Consider the following 17,662-nt stretch of genomic DNA (forward strand, 5'->3'; position numbering starts at 1 on the left):
CTGAAGGGCGAGAACCAGTTGCCCAAGCTCATCCAGGGCGTCACATTCAAGAACGGCGTCGAGGTCACCAACACGCCAGCACAGAACGCCGCCTGATCACCGCGTCACCCAAATTCCCGCATAGCTCGTGATCACGCTCTGGCGGCTCACGCCGAGGCGGGCCGCAATGGCCCCGTTGGGCAACTCCGGCTCGGCATCGGCCGCCAGCACGATGCGCGCCCGCATCACCGCCGCCTGACCCGCACTGCGTCGACGGACCAGGTGCTGCAGCGCCTCGCGTTCCTGCTCCGTCAGCACCACCGCTGGCGCTCTCGGGCCACGTGCCATGGACGCCTTCCGCCAGAGACGCCCAACCTTACACCCCGCCCCAAGTGTCAGAGAGCCTCTAACTCAAACCACTAGTGGCGAAGCCCTTGGCCTGCCGTAGCGGGCGGTGGAAAACGAGCTACAGCATCAACACGAGCTCGATCGCCGCGTCCGAGCACCAGGCTTGGCCGCCGTGCGTGGTCCGCCGCGGCGCTTGCCACTCCGCCATGGCATCCTCATCGCGCCAGAGCGTCAGCCCCCCCGCCGCTTCAGGCCAGCCTCGTGGGCGGGCCAGTTCTGGACCCAGCCACGGGACCTCGGAATGCGACGACGCCGGGCAGCGTTACGCCTGAATGGCATGCTCGAGAGCGTAACGGCATGGCCAGAGCTGGGCTACCCGCCCTGGCTTCCTGCACCAACGCCAATCGCCGAAGCTTTTCGCACAGCCTCGACCGACAGCCTTAAATGTTCAGACCTCGGCCAACACGGCCTTGGCCTCGCCGACGCTGCCGGACGGGGATGATCAGCCAAACTGAGGATTATCATGACCTATATCGCCCCCCAGAACGCCACGAAGGCCGCCGACCACTTAGCAGGTCATGCCGAGCGGCATACCGAAGCGGGCTTCTCCACCGTACCAGCGCATCTCGAAGTTGCGGCTCAGCATTACGAGACGCTGAAGGTGTCTCTCGATCCGCACACCGGAACGTACTGGACCCATATGTGCCCACAGGGCCGGCCGAGCTTCAGCATGACACTTCTTCGCGACATCCTGGCCGTGCAAGCGTCGGTACAGCACCTTTTCGCCGCCCGCGAGGGCGAGCCTGGGCTTCCGGCCCAATATTACGTCATGGCTTCGAACGTCCCGGGGGTATTCAATCTCGGCGGCGACCTCGGCCATTTCGCCGAGCGCATCCGCTCGGGAGATCGCCAAGCGCTACTGCATTACGGCGAGACCTGCGTCGATGCGGTCTACGGCAACTCCATCGCCTTCGGCCTACCGCTGGTCACCATTGCGCTGGTTCAGGGCGATGCACTGGGCGGCGGCTTTGAATGCGCCCTGGCCTTCGACGTGATCGTGGCGGAGCGCAGCGCGAAGTTCGGCCTGCCCGAGATCCTCTTCAATCTCTTCCCGGGTATGGGCGCCTACAGCTTCCTTAGCCGCCGCGTGGGCCCGGTACAGGCTGAGAAGATGATCACAAGCGGTCGTATCTACACTGCTGAGGAGCTGCATATGATGGGCGTGGTCGATGTCCTGGCCGAGGATGGGCAGGGCGAAGTTGCGGTACGCGAGTACATCGTAAAGAATCAGCGCAGGCGGAACGCCTATCTCGCCATGTACCGCGCCCGCCGACGCGCGAATCCTATCACCCTACAGGAGCTGCGCGACATCGTCCGGGTCTGGGCCGATGCCGCCATGGAGGTCAGCGACCTCGATCTGCGGATGATGTGCCGCTTGGCGGCCGCGCAGGACCGGCGCATGGCGGCCCTGCAGGACAGGGCCAAGGTGGCCTGACCAGCACCGGTTGATCGGGAAGGGGAAGGAAGCGCAGGGCGCCATCGCGCCGCCGGCACGGCCGGTACGATGGCGCCCGCTCGCAGCCGCTGCAGGGCTCGACAACGCCGCGCTCAGCCACGCGGCGAGCCTCTAATACCGGAGCGCCGGGCCAGGGCCTCGCGGGCCCGGTCTATCTCGCCAGAGATGCGGGTGAGATAGGAGCGTCCCTGGCGCGGCAGTTCGCTGGCCGGCAGGTGTTCGATAAAGCTGCATAGCTCGAACAGGGCATGCGCGCCAAGATTGGCAGCGCCGCTCCGGATGGCGTGCACGGTGGAGCGGAAGGCCGAGACGTCCTGCTCGCTGATCGCGATGTCGAGCCGGATCAGATGGTCCTCCGCATCTTCCAGGAAGTCCCGCGCCAGCTCAGCCAAGAACTGCGGCCCGCCGAGGGCTTCAAGCCCCGCGAGCGTCGCCTCGTCCAGCGGCGGTCTGGAGGAAGGCAGCTGGACCTGCTGCTGGCCGGCCCCGGCGCCATTGGTGCCCTCCGGCGAGGAGGTATCATTCGCCAGCGCCTCGATCGAGGCGAGCAGCTTGCTCGGCTCGACCGGTTTGGTGAGATAGGCATCCATTCCGGCGTCAACGCAGAGCTGCCGGGTCTCCGGCGTGGCGTCGGCGGTGAGCGCGATGATGGGCACCCGTCGCTCACCCATGGACGCGAACCGATACAGCTTCACCGCCTCCAGCCCGTCCATGACTGGCATGTTCACGTCCATCAGCACCACATCGAAGCTCTCGCTCTCCATTGCCTCTAATGCCTGCTCGCCATTGGCCACCAGCTGCGTGCGGTGGCCCGCCCGCTCCAAGATGGCGTTGAGGACGCGGCGGTTAATCTGGTTGTCATCGGCGATCAGCACCGAGAGCGGCCGGCTGGCGGGAGCCAGCGGCGTGGGGGCCGTCTCGCCCGGCGGCAGCACGTCACCGTCCAGCAACGCGAGGGCCGACCTCCAATTGTTCTTATCCGCATCTTCGGGCACCATCAGTGCGTATTCATGGCGCAGCGCAACCTTCGGTAAGCCCTGCACACCTCGTTGGCACAGCACTAGTACTAGCTCGCGGCGGGGCGCGGCCGCGCGCAGTGCCCCGGCGATGTCTTCGGGTGTGCCCTCCAACGCCTCCGGCACCACCACCACGACTTCCACTGCGGCCGAATCGATCAGCACCCCCCGCGCCGCCTCGAGCGAGCTGGCTCGCAGCGGGCGATGCCCTAGCCCCTGCAACACCGCGCCGATGCGCTCGATTCGTTCCCCCGGCGCGCCCAGGAGGAGGATGTCCCGCGGCGACGGATGGGGCCGCTCGCCCTCCGCGAGAGGCAGGTCCAGGGTAAACCAGAAGGTGCTGCCGACGCCCGGGGCACTGTGCACCCCGATGTCGCCGCCGGACAGCAGCACCAGCCGACGGCAGATCGCCAACCCCAGCCCGGTGCCGCCGAACCGGTGAAGGATACTTTCATTAGCCTGGGCGAAGCTGTCGAAGATGCGCTCCTGCGCCTCAGGCGCGATGCCAATACCAGTGTCCGAGACCTCGCAACGCAGGCGGACGAGGCTGGCCCCGAGCGGCTCAGCGTCCAGCGCCATCACCACCCCACCCTGCTGGGTGAACTTGATCGCATTGCCCACCAAGTTGAGCATGACATCGGTGAGCTGCTGCGCATCGCAGACGAGCCGCGGCGGCAGCCGCAGCGTGGTATGCGCCGAAAGCCTCAGCCCCTTCTGCCGCGCCTGCGTCCCCAACAGCCGCCGCACATCGGCCATCAATACCAGCGGATCAATTTCGGCGGTGCGAGTCGGCATGCGGCCGGCCTCGATACGCGAGAAGTCCAGGATGCTCTCGATCAGGGAGAGCAGCGAGCGCGAGGCGCGGTCCACGGTTTGCACCATGTCGCGCTGCTCGCTGTTCAGCCGGGTCTCGCGAAGCAGAGAGCCCATGCCGATGATCGCCGTCAGCGGGGTGCGGAGCTCATGGCTAACACTGGCCAGGAACAGGCTCTTCGCCCGGCTCGCCTCCTCTGCCTGGTGGGTCGCGCGGGATAGTTTCCGAACCAGGGTGGCGGCATAGAGCGGCACCACGACCAATCCCATCAGCAGCCCAACCGATAGATAAGGCTGGTTCCGCCAGAATGGCGCGGCGAGGATGACCGCGGCGAACTCGGTCACGCTCAGCACCATGGCCGCGTGCAGCCAGGGCACTCCGAAGCGGAAGCCGTTACCCAGCACCAGCCAAAGATAGAGCGGGAAGAGAACTGCCGTCTGGTGGCCGCCTACCCAGAGCTCGAGCGAGATGATGGTAACGTCCATCACCATCGCGAAGCCGCGCCGGGCCGGATTGCGCGCCGGGCGGAGAAGGATGTGCACGAACAGCCCGACCGTCAGCACCGCATAGACGATGCAGATCTTCCACACGGCCCAGCTCGTATCCGGCAGCACCGCGAAATAGGTAGCCGCGGCAAGCACGAAGCCGAGCCGGTTGAAGCTCATTTCATGCTCAGTATCGGGCCGGCCGCGTAGCGACCTGAATAGGCGGCCGAGCGCCCCCCAGAGCTTTGGCCGGGAGGGCTGGGAAGCGGTCCCAGGAGGCTGCGAAGGGTGGGAGCGCGAATGCTCTGGCATCCCCGGCCCGCCTCTCACACCGGGAGGTCCGGTGCCGTCATGTCGTCACGGCCGCGACACCGTTGGCCAGCATGAAGGCAGCGAACTCGTCGGCAGGCATCGGCCTAGCCACGAGATAGCCTTGCATCTCGTCACAGCCGCTGGCCCGCACCTCGGCGGCCTCCTCCTGCGTCTCGATCCCCTCCGCCGAGACCTGCAATCCCAGCCCGTGGCCCAACTGGACGATCGTGCGTACGATGGCGGCATCCGGCGTGCCAGGCGCGAGCCCGCGAATGAACGATCGGTCGATTTTAAGCCGATTCACCGGCAGGTGCCTCAGATAGGACAGAGCGGAGTAGCCCGTTCCGAAATCATCGATTGAGAGGCGGACGCCTAACTCACGCAGCCGCCGCAAGGCGGCATCCGTGCCCGTACCAGTGCCGTGCTGCACCAGCGCCCCTTCCGTCAGCTCGAGGTCGAGTTCCTGCGGCCGCAGTCCGGTGGCAGCCAGCGTCCGCTCCAGAAGCGGGATCAGATCGGGCCGCTCCAGCTGCACCGGGGAAATGTTGACCCCAATCCGGAGCGGCGTCATTCCAGCCGCCCGCCACGCCGCCCCCTGCCGGCAGGCCGCCTCGAGCACCCATTCGGTGATTTGCCACATCAGCCCGGCCTCCTCTGCGACCGGCAGGAACTCTGCCGGGGAGATCAGGCGGCCGCCAGCGAGTTGCCAGCGCAACAGCGCCTCGGCGCCGGTCACGCGCTGTGTCTTCAGGCAGAGCTGCGGCTGGTAGTGCAGCACCAGCTCGCCCCGGGTCAGGCCGGCGCGCAGGTCCGTCTCCATCTGTGTCCGGGCCCGGACACGGGCGTCCATTTCGTCATCGAAGAACCGAAAGGATCCGCGGCCATCGGCCTTCGCCTGGTACATTGCCAAGTCGGCGGCGCGCAGCAGGTCCCCTCCCGATGTGCCATGCTGCGGAAAGAGGCTAACGCCGATGCTGACGCCCACCCCAAGCTCGCGTCCCTGGATCATGAAGGGCTCCACAGCCGCACGGGCAACACGATCGGCCAGCGCGGCAGCCTCTTCGCGGGAGGCAACGCCGGCCTGCAGGATGGCGAACTCGTCCCCGCCCAGCCGCGCCACGAGGTCGCACGGCCGGACCAGACCACCGAGCCTGAGCGCCATCTCCCGCAGCAGTACATCCCCGGTCCGATGGCCGAATACATCGTTGACGGCCTTGAACCGGTCCAGATCCACGAAGTGGAGCGCAAACTCGCCCTCCCCTCCCCGGACGGCGGCGGCGAGGCGCTGCGTCAGCAGCGTGCGGTTGGGCAGGTTGGTCAGAGCATCATGATGCGCCAGATGGTGCAGGCGCTGCTCGGCAAGCTTCCGCGCGGTGATGTCCAGGGAGGAAGTGAGCACGCTCACCACCCGCCCAGCCGCGTCCCGGAGCGGCGCCTTGGCCGTTAGCAGTATCTGGCGCTGGCCCTTGCTGTCCTGGCGCTCCTCCTCATAGGCCGGCATGGCGAGACCGCGCTCGAATACGAGGCGGTCGACCCTGCGGCTTTGCGCCCCAGCTGGCCCTAGCAGCTCGGCCATGTCACGCCCAACTAATTCGGCCGGAACCGTGTTCAGTGCCGCGGCCAGATGGGCATTTGCGAAAACACAGCGCCCGTTGCGGTCCGCCGCGCTGATATAGGCAGGGACCGTGTCGATTACCTGGGCCAGGGCCTCGCGGCTGTCACGCAGCAGGCGCTCGCGGGAGCTCTCACTCTCCGCCAGCTCCCGCTCGAGCACACTCGCATGCAGGCGCAACTGCTGCTGCTGCCGCCGCAACGCCAGAAGGTTGCGGACACGGGTGCGGAACTCGACATGGTCGACCGGACTGAGCAGGAAGTCGGTGGCCCCCGCTTCCAGCGCGGCGAGCCGGAAGCTGCGGTCCTGGAACACCGTCACCACTACGATAGGTAAATCGGCTCCGAACGGCATGGCGCGGACCCGCCGCGTGAAGTCGGCGCCGTCCAGGCCAGGCATGCGGAAGTCCGTTATGATCAGGTCGGGCTGGTTCACTTCCAGCCAGAGCAGCGCCTCCTCCGGAAGCGCGAAGCTCTCAATGCGCGCACCTTCCACCGTCGCGGCAAGTCTCGTATAGACTCGGCGGTTGGTGTCCTGATCATCGACGATCAGGATCAGCGATGTCGTCAAGCGGAGCGGCTTTCTACTGCTCGATTTATCTGACCGGACTAATCTGCGGTTGCAATGCTGCCGCGAGAACACGCGAATCTTCATGCATGGGCTGCCAATGTCAAGTTTTACCGCAATGCCCCTGGATCAACCCCGGCGCGAGCGACACGCCTCTCCATTCAGGTTCAGCTCAGGTTGCCCGGGTTAGGCATGGCAGGCGTGACCGGCAGCTTCACGCCCATCTCGGGCACTGAGGGGCATTCTGCCGACGCTCAGAACCGGGCACCTTTGCTGCGAAAGGCCCGAGCAGCAGAAGCTCAAGCGTGTCACAGAGACCCGCGCAAGAGGCCGAAGGGGCCGCGAACGCACCGTCCCACGGTCAAACATCGAGGCGCCTCTCCGGCCGTTCAGAGAGCCACTGCCCTATCTAAAGCGCGATTTCGCGAAGTCGTGAGTTCATGGGCCACGGCGCTGCGGGGCAGACCTAGGCGTGTTGCCATCGCGTCGGACTACGCCACGGCCTTCCCTATGCCCGTGACGGCCAATGCGCCCCGACATGCCCACTAGCCCTCGGCGGCGCAGCAATCCGGGCGCACGCGGCTCTTGTGGAGAACCCTGGCTGACCAAGCGGAACCAGCCCCACCTGCCTCATTCTTCGGGCTAGATCGGCTTACATAAAAGCCGCGCGGCATTGATGGCGCGCTCCTCGGCGGCGAGCAGCTCCTCATGCGAGGGCTTAGATCTGGATACCAAAAGGGCGGCCATCAGCACGCCAAGCAGTTCGTCGGCAGCAGTGATGCGCTGCGTTCGCGCATACTCAACCCGATCTTTCGTGGCGCGAATGGTGCAATCGAGGCCGCTGCTCCCTGTGGTAGCGCGCCTTAGACGCTTTTGTTCGAAGTCCCGGTCCATTCAAACTTCGCCATTGCGTCATTGCAGCCTGACCCAAAGTCGCAATGCTACACTCGCATAGCCACGCATCGCGCACGTGACAAATTGGCCATTCAAGCTCCTTGATCAGAATTTTCGCGAAGGATTAGCGTTCCGACCACGCCACGAACGCAGAGCCTATGATGAAGGACCGGGTGTCTCAGCCTGCCGGCGACGGGCTGGAGCAAGGACATTGGCAAGTTGACGGCCGGTGGTTGTGGCGACTGAGCCGGGGCAGTCTGACGGGATGACGCCAGACCCCGCCACCTGCCCTGGATACCGCTTTCCGGCTGAGGTCATCCGCCATGCCGTGTGGCTCAGTCATGTGGTCAGCCTGAGCCTGCGGGAAGTGGAGCTGATCCTGGCCGGGTGGGGCATGACCGTCACGCATGAGGGCATCCGGCACTGGTGCCGCAAGTTCGGTGCGGGGTGCGCGGCCAAACTGCGGCGGCGTCGGCCGAAGCCGGGCGACACCTGGCACCCCGATGAGGTGTTCCTGCGCATCAGCGGTGTGCTGCATTACCTCTGGCGAGCGGTGGACCAGCACGGCGTGGTGCTGGATATCCTTGTTCAGGATCGGCGGAACGGAAGTGCAGCCGAGCGGTTCTTCAGGCGCCTGCTTGCTGGGCTCAAGTACAGGCCGCGTCGGCTGGTCACTGACGGGCTGAAGAGTTACAGCGTGGCGAGGGGCGAGCTCCTGCCGGGGTCCGGCATCGAAGCGGTCGCTACCTGAACAATCAGGCGGAGAACTCGCATCGGCCTACCCGCGGGAGAGAGCGGCAGATGCAGCGCTTCAAGTCAGCCGAGCAGGCCCAGCGCTTCCTCTCGGCACGCGGCATGATCTATGGCCATTTTCGTCCGCGCCGGCACCTGATGACGGCCGGAGAGTACGGGCGCGCCCGGACCAAGGCGTTTCGGATCTGGCAACAGGAGACGTGTGCCCAAGCGGCCTTGTAATCCTTCCGCACCCTCCTCACGCGGCCAAACTCACCTTCCCATCGAACAACTTGCCAATGCCCTCGGCGAGCAGCCGGGCCCAACGCTCCGTGGGCTCAGCAAGATGCTCATAAGCCCGGAGATGGCCCATTTGGTTCAGCGGCCCGGACTCCGTCGTATAGTAGCCGACCATCCGCTGAGGATTGGCTTCTGGATGGCCATTCCCTCCGCGTCATAGGCCGCGACATAAGCCCCAGCCTGCCCGGTCTGCAGCGTATAGATCCGGTTTTCGGCGATCATTTGGTGCTCTTCCCCTAAGGAGCGCTTGCATTTCCGCCCCTGTTGGCCTTACCAATCTGGTATGACCAGTTCTCGCGGACGTCAAAGCGGTATGCTGGAAAGCGCCAGCCCCGTGCCGGATGAGCGGGCCAATCTCATCGGCCGGCTTCTGCACTTCGTTGCCCATCGCCGCCTTGAGCCCGGCGACCGTCTGCCTTCGGAGCGCGAGCTGGCCGAGCGCTTCGGCGTTGGCCGCGGCGCGGTGCGGGAAGCACTGGCCGTGCTCGAGACGCTGCGCATGGTCGAGCGTCGGCCGAACTCCGGCATCTATCTCCGCCCGGTGGAGAAGCAGGGCTCCATCGAGGCCCTTGTGCTGCAGGCCGAGTTGGGCATCCCGCTGACCGAGGCGGAGGTGCGGGAGGTGGTGGAGCTGCGCCGCATTCTTGAGCTGCAGGGCGTTCGGATAGCCGCCGAGCGCCGGCAGGAGGACGATATCGCGCGCCTCGACGACGTCCTGACCGCGACCGACCGCGCCATCGCTGCCGGCGAGAACCCCGCCGACTACGACGCGGCCTTCCACTTGGCGATGGTGGAGGCCACGGGAAACCACGTGTTCCTGCGTGTGGTGAACGCCTTCTACCTCATGTCCCGCAATCGCCGCCGCGCTTACTTCGCCGACGGCACGCGGGCACCGCTCTCGCAGGCCCAGCACTGGGCGATGCGAGACGCGGTGGCCGCGGGCGATCCGGACCGCGCCGAAGCCGCCATGGACGGTCATCTGCGCGGTGTCGAGAGCTACTGGATGAAATTGCTGGAACGGCGCGCACGCGGGGACTGAACCGGCGGCGCTCACACGGGGAAACAGAAAAGAACATGAAGGTCACGGACGTCATCTGCCACGTACCGCAGTCGAAGGTGGAGCAGCCCTTCACCTCCGCGCGCAGCTGGCACTACGCCACGCGCGCTTCCTGCACCATCGAGATCCGGACGGATGAGGGCATTACCGGCTGGGGCGAGTGCTACGGCCGCGCTGAGGAGGCGGTCCGCATCCTTGCCGGCGAGCGGCCACGCTCCTTCATCAACCCCGAGGCCTGGGAGGCATCACCCGCCAAGCGCACGGCCCTTGGCGGCACCGCCGATCAGCTGCAGCCCGCATGAGGATCCGCCGCATCCACGCCACCTGGTGCCGCGTGCCCATTCCCTATGAACGGCAGCACACCAGCGATTTCGGCCGCGTGCCGACCTTTGACTCCGTCATCGTGCGGGTTGAGACCGATTGCGGGATCACCGGCTGGGGCGAAGCCAAGGCAGGTGTCGGCAGCGCCGCCGCCTGCGCCGGACTCGCCGCCATCATCAATGACGACTACGCGCCGCTGCTGGTCGGCCAGGACCCGCGCGACATCTCCCGCCTCTGGGACGTGATGTACAACACCCCGCGCGAGGGCTACGCGGTTGCCAGCGGCTACGCCCTACCGCAGGTCGGCCGCCGCGGCCTTTCCATCTCCGCCATCGCCGGCGTGGATGTCGCGCTGTGGGACATCCTGGGCAAGTCGCTCAACGTTCCCGTCTGGCGCCTGCTGGGTGGCAAGCGAGTGGACCGCATGCCGGCGTATGCCTCCGGCGGCTGGGCCGATGCGGCGAATATCGGCGCCCAACTTCAGGGCTATTGCGATACGGCCGGCTTCCGCGCGGTGAAGATGCGCGTTGGCATAATGGACGGCTCCCCTGCCCGCTCGGCCGCACGGGTGCGGGCGGCGCGGCAAACGCTCGGCCCGGATATCCGCCTGATGGCGGATGCCCACGGCACCTGGACTGTCGCCGAGGCCCGCGCCTTTGCTCGCATGGTGGAGGACTGCGACCTCTTCTGGTTCGAGGAACCCGTCAGCGCCGACGACAAATCCGGCATGGCCGAAGTTCGCCGCTCGTCCTCCGTGCCCATCAGCGCGGGCGAGAGCGAATTCACCCGCCACGACTTCCGCGAAATCTGCGAGCTGCGTGCGGCTGACGTGCTGCAACCCGATCTGGCGATTGCCGGCGGGCTAACGGAAGGCCTGCGCATCTCCGCGCTGGCCTCCGCCTTTAACCTCCGCCTCGCCCCGCATCTGTGGTCCGGCGCCCCCGCCTTCGCCGCCGGCATGCACCTGGCTGCGACGCAGAGCGCGGGCTTCATCCTCGAATACTCGCTCGGCCACAACCCGATGCTGCATGACCTCATCGAGGAGGATTTTCCGGTGGAGGACGGCCATATCGCCATCCCCGACCGTCCCGGCCTCGGCATCACCGTGCGCGAATCCTTTCTCGCGCAGTACCGCCAGGGGGAGCGGGTATGAAGATCGCATCCGTCGAGGCCTTTCCGACCTCCTTCCCCATGCCGGAGGGCGCGGGCGTCTTCCTCGGCGTCGGGCGCGCGATGAAGCGAGATGCGGTGGTAGTGAAGGTAACCACTGAAAGCGATGTCGTCGACTGGGGTGAGAGCCATCACGACGGCAATGCCGGTTATTTCGAGGCGGACGTATCGCGGGCGAACCCGTTCCGCAACCTGCTGGTCAGCGAGGCCCGGCGGATTGGTGGGGATGGCTGCGTGCGCCCGAACGAGGCGCCCGGCATCGCCGTGGAAGTCGATGAGAACTGGCTGCCTTCCCACCCCACCATCAAGCCGCCCGGCCGCCTGTAAACCGCGTTGCTAACGACTGCCCCGCAACGAGGGCGGCGCAAAGCAGAAGGACACGTCCATGAAGCTCATTCCGCGCCGTGGCATTGCCGCCGCCACGCTGACAACAATGCTCCTGGCAGCCCCGCTCGCCGCCCGTGCGGCGGATTCGCCCTTCACCCGCGACAACCGCTTCCTCAGACCCTCCTCGGAGGGCGGAACCTCGGACCTGCTCGGCCGCACCCCGATGGAGCAGATCGGGCAGCATGCGGCAGTGGAGAACGGCACCGGCATCGGCGGCGTGGTCGCCACGCAGGACCTGGTCCGCAGCGCGCCGGATGGCCACACCATCCTGCTGGCCTCCATGGGTGGCATTGCCGAAGCCGTGCGTATCGCCGCGCTTACCCCGGGCATCGATCTCCAGCTTGCATTGCATCTCTGGTCGGCGCGTGGGCTTTCGCCGGTGGCCGGAACTTAGCCGTAAGCCAGAGTGCAGGTGTTATCCTGAAGCACCCATTGGCTCAAAACCCAATGCTGCATGCCTTTGTCGAGGGGACATTCTCCGTGGTGAACGGCGAGGTCCAAATCCCCGACAGACCGGGTTGGGCATTACTGCGCGAGGATGTTCTAATGAGGTACACGCGCCAGATCTGAGACGGTAAGCACTTCAAAGCCGCATCGAGAAAAGAAGCGCGGCTAATGAGAGGGAACAGGATGATAGATCGTCGAACTCTACTCGCAGCCGCAGCTGTGCTTCCAGCGACATCTGTGCTCGCCCGCGCGGATGCCATCTCGTCTTATCCGGACCGCCCCGTGAAGATTGTCGTGCCTGCGCCGCCCGGCGGGCAATCCGACATCACCATGCGCCTCATTCTCGAGGGTATGCGTGGATCTTTCGGGCAGCCTCTCGTCGTTGAAAACCGCGGCGGGGCAAGTGGTGCCATCGGTATCGACTATGTGTCGAAACAGCCGGCCGACGGCTATACGCTGCTCGTCAGCGTTGCCGGAAGCCTCGTGGTGAATCCGCTGTTCGACAGCCGCGTCCAATTCGATGCGCTACGGAACTTCGATCCTATAACCCAGTTCGGCCTGTCGACGAATTGCCTTTTTGTGCGCTCTGATTTGCCGGTGAAGAGCCTGCACGACCTGGTGCAATACGCAAAGGCGAGGCCGGGAGAGCTGAGCTACGCATCCATCGGCAATGGCACCATTTCCCATATCTATACGGAGCTCTTCGCGAACACTGTGGGGATCAACCTCCTGCATGTTCCATTCAAGGGTGGCTCCGCCGCAGTACAGGAGCTGATCGCCGGCCGATTGGATATGATGATCATTGATTTTACGACCGGCGATCAACCGATGCGCGAAGGTTTACTGCGTGGGCTTGCGGTGACAGGCGTCAAGCGTTGGCCTCTCTCTCCGGAGATTGCTACGTTTCAGGAGCAGCAGGTGCCTCTGGACCTTATCGGCTGGAACGGTCTCTTTGCACCGAAAGGCACGCCGCGGCCGATTCTGAACCGCCTTTCGGAAGCGGCGAATAAGGTGGTGCAAAATCCGGCAAACCTCGACCGTTTCCTAAAGATCGGCCTGCTCCCGAGCGGCACCACGCCGGATGAGTTTGAGACGGTCATTCGCTCCGACACGGAAAAATGGCGCGAGGCCGTTAGGATGTCCGGCGCCAAGCCCGAATAGCAGGCGCTGGAGGATAGCAGGGCCGCCCCGTGTGCGCGGCGAGCGACGCAGTGACTGTTCCGAACCGAGAGGACATACGACATGCGGCAAAATAAACTTCGGGAACTTCTGAGTTCCGGCAAGCCCACCCTGGGAACTCATCTGCTGTCGACATGGCCTACGCTGGTTGAACTGGTCGGAGCGGCCGGAGCGTTCGATTATATCGAATTCACCGCCGAGTACGCGCCCTTCGATCTCTATGACCTCGACAATCTTGGTCGCGCTCTAGAGCTGAAGGATCTCGTCGGCATGATCAAGGTCGAACAGACGCAATGGACCCACCAGGCCATGCGCGCGATCGGTTCGGGCTTCCAATCCGTGCTATTCGCTGACGTCCGCACGGTGGATGATGCCAGGGCCTGCGTCGCGGCCGTGCGTGCCGAGACACCGGGAAAGAATGGACGCCTTGGTGTCGGAATGCGGAGGGATGTGGGAACCGTTCTGGAAGTAGGGCGTCCCTCCTACGTCGAGGCGTTGGATCAGGTCGTCATAGCGCTCATGGTGGAAAAAGCGGAGTGCGTCGAGGACCTTGACCGGATTCTGTCCGTTCCGGGGATCGACATGGTCCAGTTCGGGGCAGCGGATTATTCGATGAGCATCGGCTTGCCCGGCCAGTTCTCTCACTCCGACGTTAAGAAGGCAGAGCGTCATACCATCGAGCTGGCGCTCACGAAGGGGCTCCATCCCCGTATTGAGTTGCATGATCTCGAACGCGCGCCCGAGTATATCGAGATGGGCGTGAAGCACTTCTGTATCGGCTGGGATGCACGCATACTGTACAACTGGTGGTCCGCCAGTGGCAGTGGCATGCGGGCCTTGTTGGGCCAAGCTTCTCCGTTGGCTGCCCCGCCGCCGCCCACGGGTGGCATTTACTGAAGGCGTTGCCCTTGGTTCGGACGATCCGTGGGCATGGCGCTCTCTATGACGTGCCTCCGGCGGATCGAGTCCTTCATGATCAACGGCCGCGCCCGCTGATGCGCAGGCCTCGTTTCCGGGGAAGAGATGAAACCTGACGTCCTGATGATTGGCGGCCTGATGCCGGACCTCGAGGCGAGGCTGGAGCGGAGTTGCACGCTGCACCGGCTGGCCGGGGTGGTGAACCGAGAACCCTTCCTAGCTACGGTCGCACCGACGATCCGCGGCATCGTCACGGGCGGCGTGACGGGCGCCAGCCGCGCTCTGATGCAGTCCATGCCGAAGCTGGAGATCGTGGCGGTGAACGGCATCGGCACGGATGCTGTGGACTTGGACTATGCGCGGTCCCACGGGATCCGGGTGACGACGACGCCTGACGTTCTGACCGAGGACGTGGCCGATCTAGCTATGGCGCTGATGCTGGCCACCGCTCGGCAGCTCTGCACGGGCGATCGCTATGTGCGCCAGGGGCTCTGGGGCAGTCACAGCTTGCCACTGGCGCGTAAGGTGAGCGGCAAGAAGCTTGGCATTCTCGGCCTCGGCCGTATTGGCCGCGCCATCGCGCGTCGGGCTGAGGGCTTCAACATGGAAATAGCCTACACCGATGTCGTGCCGATCTCAGGCGTCACCCACAGGCACGAGCCCTCGTTACTGGCCTTGGCGCGTTGGGCCGACATTTTGGTCCTGGCGGCCTCGGGAGGGATCGGCTCGCGCGGGATCGTCGATGCGGAAGTGCTCGATGCGCTCGGGCCCGAGGCCATGCTGGTGAATGTCGCGCGTGGCAGCATCGTCGACGAACCGGCACTGGTCCGGGCCCTGCAGGAGGGGCGGCTTGGTGCCGCCGGCCTCGACGTCTTCGTGGACGAACCCCGTGTCCCGGAGGCGCTTTGGCGCATGGACAACGTTGTCCTGCAACCGCATCGCGCCTCGGCTACCGTCGAGACGCGCGTGGCTATGGGCGAACTGGTAGTGAAGAACATCGAAGCACAGTTCGCCGGACTACCCCTGCCAAGCGCGGTGGTCTGAGGAGGGCGGAATGAGGATGGAACGCATCAGGATGCTTCATTGCAGGCGGACTGGCGCAGTTCCTCATCCTGAAGGTCACGGCGGACTATGGGTTAGATAACGCTCGACACCAATTTTGACTTCAAGATGGAAAGGATTCTGCGCCTTTCTCCTGTCGCCAGATACGGCACGAACCTTTCGAGTTCAATTTTTCTGGATGACCGGCGGCAGATTGTGCAGACGAAGGCAAACGCGGCCACTCAAACTCAGTGGACGCGGCGCTCAACGAGTTTAAGGGAGGAAGCAAATGAAAAGACGTACTCTTCTTGCCGCGCTCGGCGCGCCGGCGCTGGTAGCCGAAGCGCGGGCGCAGGCGTTTCCCACGCGCCCGGTCCGAATGGTCATCGGCTTTCCACCCGGTGGCGGCTCCGACCAAGTGGGGCGGCCGATCGCGCAGCGCATGCCGGACATCCTCGGCCAGCCGGTAGTCGTGGAGAACCGCGGCGGCGCAAACGGCAACTTGGCGCTGGAAAACGTCGCGAACAGCCCGGCTGACGGTTATACGATCTGCCACGTCAATAACAGCGTCATTGCCGTCAATCCCTTGCTGTATCGCAACCTTCCGTTCAACGCGATGCGTGACTTCGAACCGCTGGGGACCGTGACAGTCGGCGGGCTGATCATCACCGTTCCCGCCAGCATGCCTGTGCGCAGCCTTCCCGAGTTCATCGCCTATGCGAAGGAGCGTCCAGGAAAGCTCAACTTTGGATCGGGTGGTCAAGGCAGTACCACACACCTGGGTTTCGAGCTCTTCGTCCGGCATACCGGTGTCCAGATCACGCATGTCCCCTACCGCGGTAGCGCGCCCGCGCTGCAAGACATGCTGGGGGGCTCGATCCACCTGATGATCGATGGGGTAAATGTCAGCAAGGCGACCATGGATGCGGGGCGCGTGCGGGCGCTGGCCTTCCTCGGCGCGCAGCGCCATCCGCTCCTGCCAGACCTGCCCACCGCTTCCGAGCAGGGCCTTCCGGGACTGATCGTGCCCAGCTGGCAGGGCTTTGTCGCGCCATCTCGCACACCCCCGGCGGTGCTTGATCGCTTAGAGGCCTCACTGCGCCACGCAACTGACCACCCGGAGGTGCAGGCGGCCTTTAGCGCCGGCGGTACTATCGGACGCTTCCAGGATCGCGCGACGATGAGCCAGCTGATCCTGGAAGAGATGGACCGTTGGCGCCCGATCATAGCCGATATCGGCCTGAAGCTGGACTGAGATGATACGGCACCGTGATGTTCTTGCGGCGGTTAAGCAGCAGATAACGCTGAGTGAGCCGGTTCGGGCGGGCGGCAGGGATCTGTCAGAGCTCGCGCCAGGGGTGGTCGGATTGGCGAGGTGGGGCAGGTGTGGATAGGCTCCTTACGGGTTGAAGGGCGGCTGGGAGCCTGGGATGGGGTGCGTGGACTGCGGTTCGGAGGAGGTAACTGAGCGGCGGGACCGTACGGCCCAGGGTTACCGGCGCTTCCGGTGCCGCGCCTGCGGCCGAGGCTTCAACGAGCGCAGCTCTGGGGTGCTGAGCAGGGCGCAGTACCCGAGCGACGTCATCGCACTGATGGTGCTGTGGCGGCTGCGCTACCGTCTGCCCCTGCGCGACCTGGCCGAGATGTTCCTCATCCGCGGCATTGCGTTCAGCCACGAGGCGGTCCGCGACTGGGAGGCGAAGCTCGCACCGATACTGACAAGCGGCCTTCGGCAACGCCGGCGCCGCAAGGACGGCGCCGCCCGCCGCTCCTGGCACGTTGACGAGACTTATCTGAAAGTCCGTGAACGCTGGTGCTATTTGTACCGGGCGATCGACAGGAACGGCGACCTCGTTGATGCCATGCTGAGCGAGCACCGGGACATGGCGGCCGCCAAGGCGTTCTTCCGCTCGGCCAAGTCGGCCACCGGCATCGTCCCCAGCCAAGTCACCACGGACGGGCACGGCTCCTACCCACGGGCGATCCGCTCGACACTGGGCAAGCGGATTATGCGCCGGAACAGCGCATTCAAGAATAACCGGCTTGAGCAAGATCACCGCGGCATAAAAGGCCGCATCCGATGTACGCGCGGGTTCAAGAGCTTCACCTCGGCCGAGCGCTTCTGTCGCAGTTACGACGAACTCCGCAACCACCTCCGCCCTCGCGTCCGCTACAACCAGCATGTTCCCGCCAATCGCCGTCGCGTGCTTCATCTCCGTCGTGCGGCAACCGTCCTCGCAAATCTTGTGGCAGGATAGGCTGACACGCCAGCCGGCGTGTGACGGCGTCTCTGGCGCGTGAGCTGATAGAACCCGCGAGGGGCGATTTCGTCGTCGTCACCGCGGCATCAAGCAGCGTGGGCCTGGCGGCGTTCCAGATCGCCCGCATGGTCGGTGCGACGGTCATCGCCACGACGCGGACCAGCGCCAAGAAGCAGGCCCTGCTGGAGGCAGGCGCCCACCACGTGATCGCCACCCAGGAGGAGGACCTCGCGGCCCGCGTCATGGAGATCACCGGCGGCAAGGGCGCTCGGGTCGTGTTCGATCCGGTCGGCGGCCCGTCCTTCG

Annotated in this window: 19 protein-coding genes and 1 pseudogene; 14 read left to right on the plus strand and 6 right to left on the minus strand. The window is 65.2% G+C overall.

The window, feature by feature from the left end; all coding sequences use genetic code 11:
- Positions 1 to 96: 96 nt before the first annotated feature.
- Positions 97 to 327: a hypothetical protein gene (locus tag ACO1BU_RS31590; RefSeq protein ID WP_424139917.1), complete on the minus strand. Its 231-nt coding sequence runs from the start codon at positions 325 to 327 to the stop codon at positions 97 to 99.
- Between the two features lie 523 nt (positions 328 to 850).
- On the opposite strand from ACO1BU_RS31590, the gene ACO1BU_RS31595 reads away from it, so the two are divergent.
- Entirely contained in the window at positions 851 to 1,822 is a 972-nt protein-coding gene (locus tag ACO1BU_RS31595; protein ID WP_424139918.1) for a crotonase/enoyl-CoA hydratase family protein, read from the plus strand.
- 113 nt (positions 1,823 to 1,935) lie between these two features.
- Here ACO1BU_RS31595 and ACO1BU_RS31600 read toward each other — a convergent pair whose 3' ends face one another.
- The 3 genes from ACO1BU_RS31600 to ACO1BU_RS31610 all read right to left on the minus strand — a co-directional run bounded on the left by ACO1BU_RS31600 (position 1,936) and on the right by ACO1BU_RS31610 (position 7,543).
- The gene (locus ACO1BU_RS31600) at positions 1,936 to 4,338 is read right to left on the minus strand and encodes a response regulator (RefSeq protein ID WP_424139919.1); all 2,403 of its coding nucleotides are present in this window, start codon (positions 4,336 to 4,338) and stop codon (positions 1,936 to 1,938) included.
- A 169-nt stretch (positions 4,339 to 4,507) separates the two neighbouring features.
- Positions 4,508 to 6,652 (minus strand): putative bifunctional diguanylate cyclase/phosphodiesterase, encoded by a 2,145-nt coding sequence (locus ACO1BU_RS31605; RefSeq protein WP_424139920.1) that lies wholly within the window; start codon positions 6,650 to 6,652, stop codon positions 4,508 to 4,510.
- Positions 6,653 to 7,291: 639 nt separating this feature from the next.
- The gene (locus ACO1BU_RS31610; protein ID WP_424139921.1) at positions 7,292 to 7,543 is read right to left on the minus strand and encodes a hypothetical protein; all 252 of its coding nucleotides are present in this window, start codon (positions 7,541 to 7,543) and stop codon (positions 7,292 to 7,294) included.
- Between the two features lie 265 nt (positions 7,544 to 7,808).
- Here ACO1BU_RS31610 and ACO1BU_RS31615 point away from each other — a divergent pair.
- Positions 7,809 to 8,335 (plus strand): annotated as a pseudogene (locus ACO1BU_RS31615) (IS6 family transposase); the annotation flags it as partial.
- Positions 8,336 to 8,344: 9 nt separating this feature from the next.
- Complete coding sequence (locus tag ACO1BU_RS31620; RefSeq protein WP_424139934.1) at positions 8,345 to 8,518, plus strand: hypothetical protein; 174 nt, start codon at positions 8,345 to 8,347, stop codon at positions 8,516 to 8,518.
- Positions 8,519 to 8,534: 16 nt separating this feature from the next.
- Here the strand turns inward: ACO1BU_RS31620 and ACO1BU_RS31625 are convergent, their stop codons facing one another.
- A complete protein-coding gene (locus ACO1BU_RS31625; protein WP_424139922.1) occupies positions 8,535 to 8,690 on the minus strand; it encodes an NIPSNAP family protein in 156 nt (51 codons plus the stop codon).
- On the minus strand, positions 8,654 to 8,797 hold the full coding sequence (locus tag ACO1BU_RS31630; protein ID WP_424139935.1) for a hypothetical protein: 144 nt from the start codon (positions 8,795 to 8,797) through the stop codon (positions 8,654 to 8,656). Before ACO1BU_RS31630 ends, ACO1BU_RS31625 begins: the two co-directional genes overlap by 37 nt.
- 91 nt (positions 8,798 to 8,888) lie before the next feature.
- Between ACO1BU_RS31630 and ACO1BU_RS31635 the strand changes: the two genes are divergently transcribed.
- From ACO1BU_RS31635 to ACO1BU_RS31685, 11 genes are all read left to right on the plus strand, one after another.
- Complete coding sequence (locus ACO1BU_RS31635) at positions 8,889 to 9,614, plus strand: FadR/GntR family transcriptional regulator (RefSeq protein WP_424139923.1); 726 nt, start codon at positions 8,889 to 8,891, stop codon at positions 9,612 to 9,614.
- A 35-nt stretch (positions 9,615 to 9,649) separates the two neighbouring features.
- On the plus strand, positions 9,650 to 9,934 hold the full coding sequence (locus ACO1BU_RS31640; RefSeq protein WP_424139924.1) for a hypothetical protein: 285 nt from the start codon (positions 9,650 to 9,652) through the stop codon (positions 9,932 to 9,934).
- Positions 9,931 to 11,106 carry a mandelate racemase/muconate lactonizing enzyme family protein gene (locus tag ACO1BU_RS31645; protein ID WP_424139925.1) on the plus strand — a complete coding sequence of 392 codons (1,176 nt, stop codon included), beginning with the start codon at positions 9,931 to 9,933 and terminating at the stop codon, positions 11,104 to 11,106. The genes ACO1BU_RS31640 and ACO1BU_RS31645 overlap by 4 nt, the downstream gene beginning before the upstream one ends.
- Positions 11,103 to 11,450: a hypothetical protein gene (locus ACO1BU_RS31650; RefSeq protein ID WP_424139926.1), complete on the plus strand. Its 348-nt coding sequence runs from the start codon at positions 11,103 to 11,105 to the stop codon at positions 11,448 to 11,450. Before ACO1BU_RS31645 ends, ACO1BU_RS31650 begins: the two co-directional genes overlap by 4 nt.
- A gap of 58 nt (positions 11,451 to 11,508) precedes the next feature.
- Positions 11,509 to 11,904, plus strand: coding sequence for a tripartite tricarboxylate transporter substrate-binding protein (locus ACO1BU_RS31655; protein ID WP_424139927.1), 396 nt, complete (start codon positions 11,509 to 11,511; stop codon positions 11,902 to 11,904).
- Positions 11,905 to 12,239: 335 nt separating this feature from the next.
- A complete protein-coding gene (locus ACO1BU_RS31660; protein WP_424139928.1) occupies positions 12,240 to 13,118 on the plus strand; it encodes a Bug family tripartite tricarboxylate transporter substrate binding protein in 879 nt (292 codons plus the stop codon).
- Between the two features lie 81 nt (positions 13,119 to 13,199).
- Positions 13,200 to 14,033: an HpcH/HpaI aldolase family protein gene (locus ACO1BU_RS31665; protein WP_424139929.1), complete on the plus strand. Its 834-nt coding sequence runs from the start codon at positions 13,200 to 13,202 to the stop codon at positions 14,031 to 14,033.
- Positions 14,034 to 14,159: 126 nt separating this feature from the next.
- Positions 14,160 to 15,098, plus strand: a complete 939-nt coding sequence (locus ACO1BU_RS31670) for a 2-hydroxyacid dehydrogenase (RefSeq protein WP_424139930.1) — start codon at positions 14,160 to 14,162, stop codon at positions 15,096 to 15,098.
- 376 nt (positions 15,099 to 15,474) lie between these two features.
- Positions 15,475 to 16,350, plus strand: a complete 876-nt coding sequence (locus tag ACO1BU_RS31675) for a Bug family tripartite tricarboxylate transporter substrate binding protein (RefSeq protein WP_424139931.1) — start codon at positions 15,475 to 15,477, stop codon at positions 16,348 to 16,350.
- A gap of 175 nt (positions 16,351 to 16,525) precedes the next feature.
- Entirely contained in the window at positions 16,526 to 17,353 is an 828-nt protein-coding gene (locus ACO1BU_RS31680) for an IS6 family transposase (RefSeq protein ID WP_424139932.1), read from the plus strand.
- Positions 17,354 to 17,373: 20 nt separating this feature from the next.
- Positions 17,374 to 17,662: zinc-binding dehydrogenase (locus tag ACO1BU_RS31685; protein ID WP_424139933.1), on the plus strand; the 289-nt coding region annotated here is incomplete at its 3' end.

The sequence above is a fragment of the Roseomonas chloroacetimidivorans genome, assembly GCF_049629625.1.
Taxonomy (GTDB): domain Bacteria; phylum Pseudomonadota; class Alphaproteobacteria; order Acetobacterales; family Acetobacteraceae; genus Roseomonas; species Roseomonas chloroacetimidivorans.

Coding starts and splice junctions, on each gene's coding strand:
- ACO1BU_RS31610 (WP_424139921.1), bottom strand. CDS start 7,543: ATGGACCGGGACTTCGAACAAAAGCGTCTAAGGCGCGCTACCACAGGG.
- ACO1BU_RS31600 (WP_424139919.1), bottom strand. CDS start 4,338: ATGAGCTTCAACCGGCTCGGCTTCGTGCTTGCCGCGGCTACCTATTTC.
- ACO1BU_RS31675 (WP_424139931.1), top strand. CDS start 15,475: ATGGTCATCGGCTTTCCACCCGGTGGCGGCTCCGACCAAGTGGGGCGG.
- ACO1BU_RS31670 (WP_424139930.1), top strand. CDS start 14,160: ATGAAACCTGACGTCCTGATGATTGGCGGCCTGATGCCGGACCTCGAG.
- ACO1BU_RS31680 (WP_424139932.1), top strand. CDS start 16,526: ATGGGGTGCGTGGACTGCGGTTCGGAGGAGGTAACTGAGCGGCGGGAC.
- ACO1BU_RS31645 (WP_424139925.1), top strand. CDS start 9,931: ATGAGGATCCGCCGCATCCACGCCACCTGGTGCCGCGTGCCCATTCCC.
- ACO1BU_RS31620 (WP_424139934.1), top strand. CDS start 8,345: ATGCAGCGCTTCAAGTCAGCCGAGCAGGCCCAGCGCTTCCTCTCGGCA.
- ACO1BU_RS31635 (WP_424139923.1), top strand. CDS start 8,889: ATGCTGGAAAGCGCCAGCCCCGTGCCGGATGAGCGGGCCAATCTCATC.
- ACO1BU_RS31640 (WP_424139924.1), top strand. CDS start 9,650: ATGAAGGTCACGGACGTCATCTGCCACGTACCGCAGTCGAAGGTGGAG.
- ACO1BU_RS31590 (WP_424139917.1), bottom strand. CDS start 327: ATGGCACGTGGCCCGAGAGCGCCAGCGGTGGTGCTGACGGAGCAGGAA.
- ACO1BU_RS31625 (WP_424139922.1), bottom strand. CDS start 8,690: ATGGTCGGCTACTATACGACGGAGTCCGGGCCGCTGAACCAAATGGGC.
- ACO1BU_RS31595 (WP_424139918.1), top strand. CDS start 851: ATGACCTATATCGCCCCCCAGAACGCCACGAAGGCCGCCGACCACTTA.
- ACO1BU_RS31650 (WP_424139926.1), top strand. CDS start 11,103: ATGAAGATCGCATCCGTCGAGGCCTTTCCGACCTCCTTCCCCATGCCG.
- ACO1BU_RS31655 (WP_424139927.1), top strand. CDS start 11,509: ATGAAGCTCATTCCGCGCCGTGGCATTGCCGCCGCCACGCTGACAACA.
- ACO1BU_RS31630 (WP_424139935.1), bottom strand. CDS start 8,797: ATGATCGCCGAAAACCGGATCTATACGCTGCAGACCGGGCAGGCTGGG.
- ACO1BU_RS31665 (WP_424139929.1), top strand. CDS start 13,200: ATGCGGCAAAATAAACTTCGGGAACTTCTGAGTTCCGGCAAGCCCACC.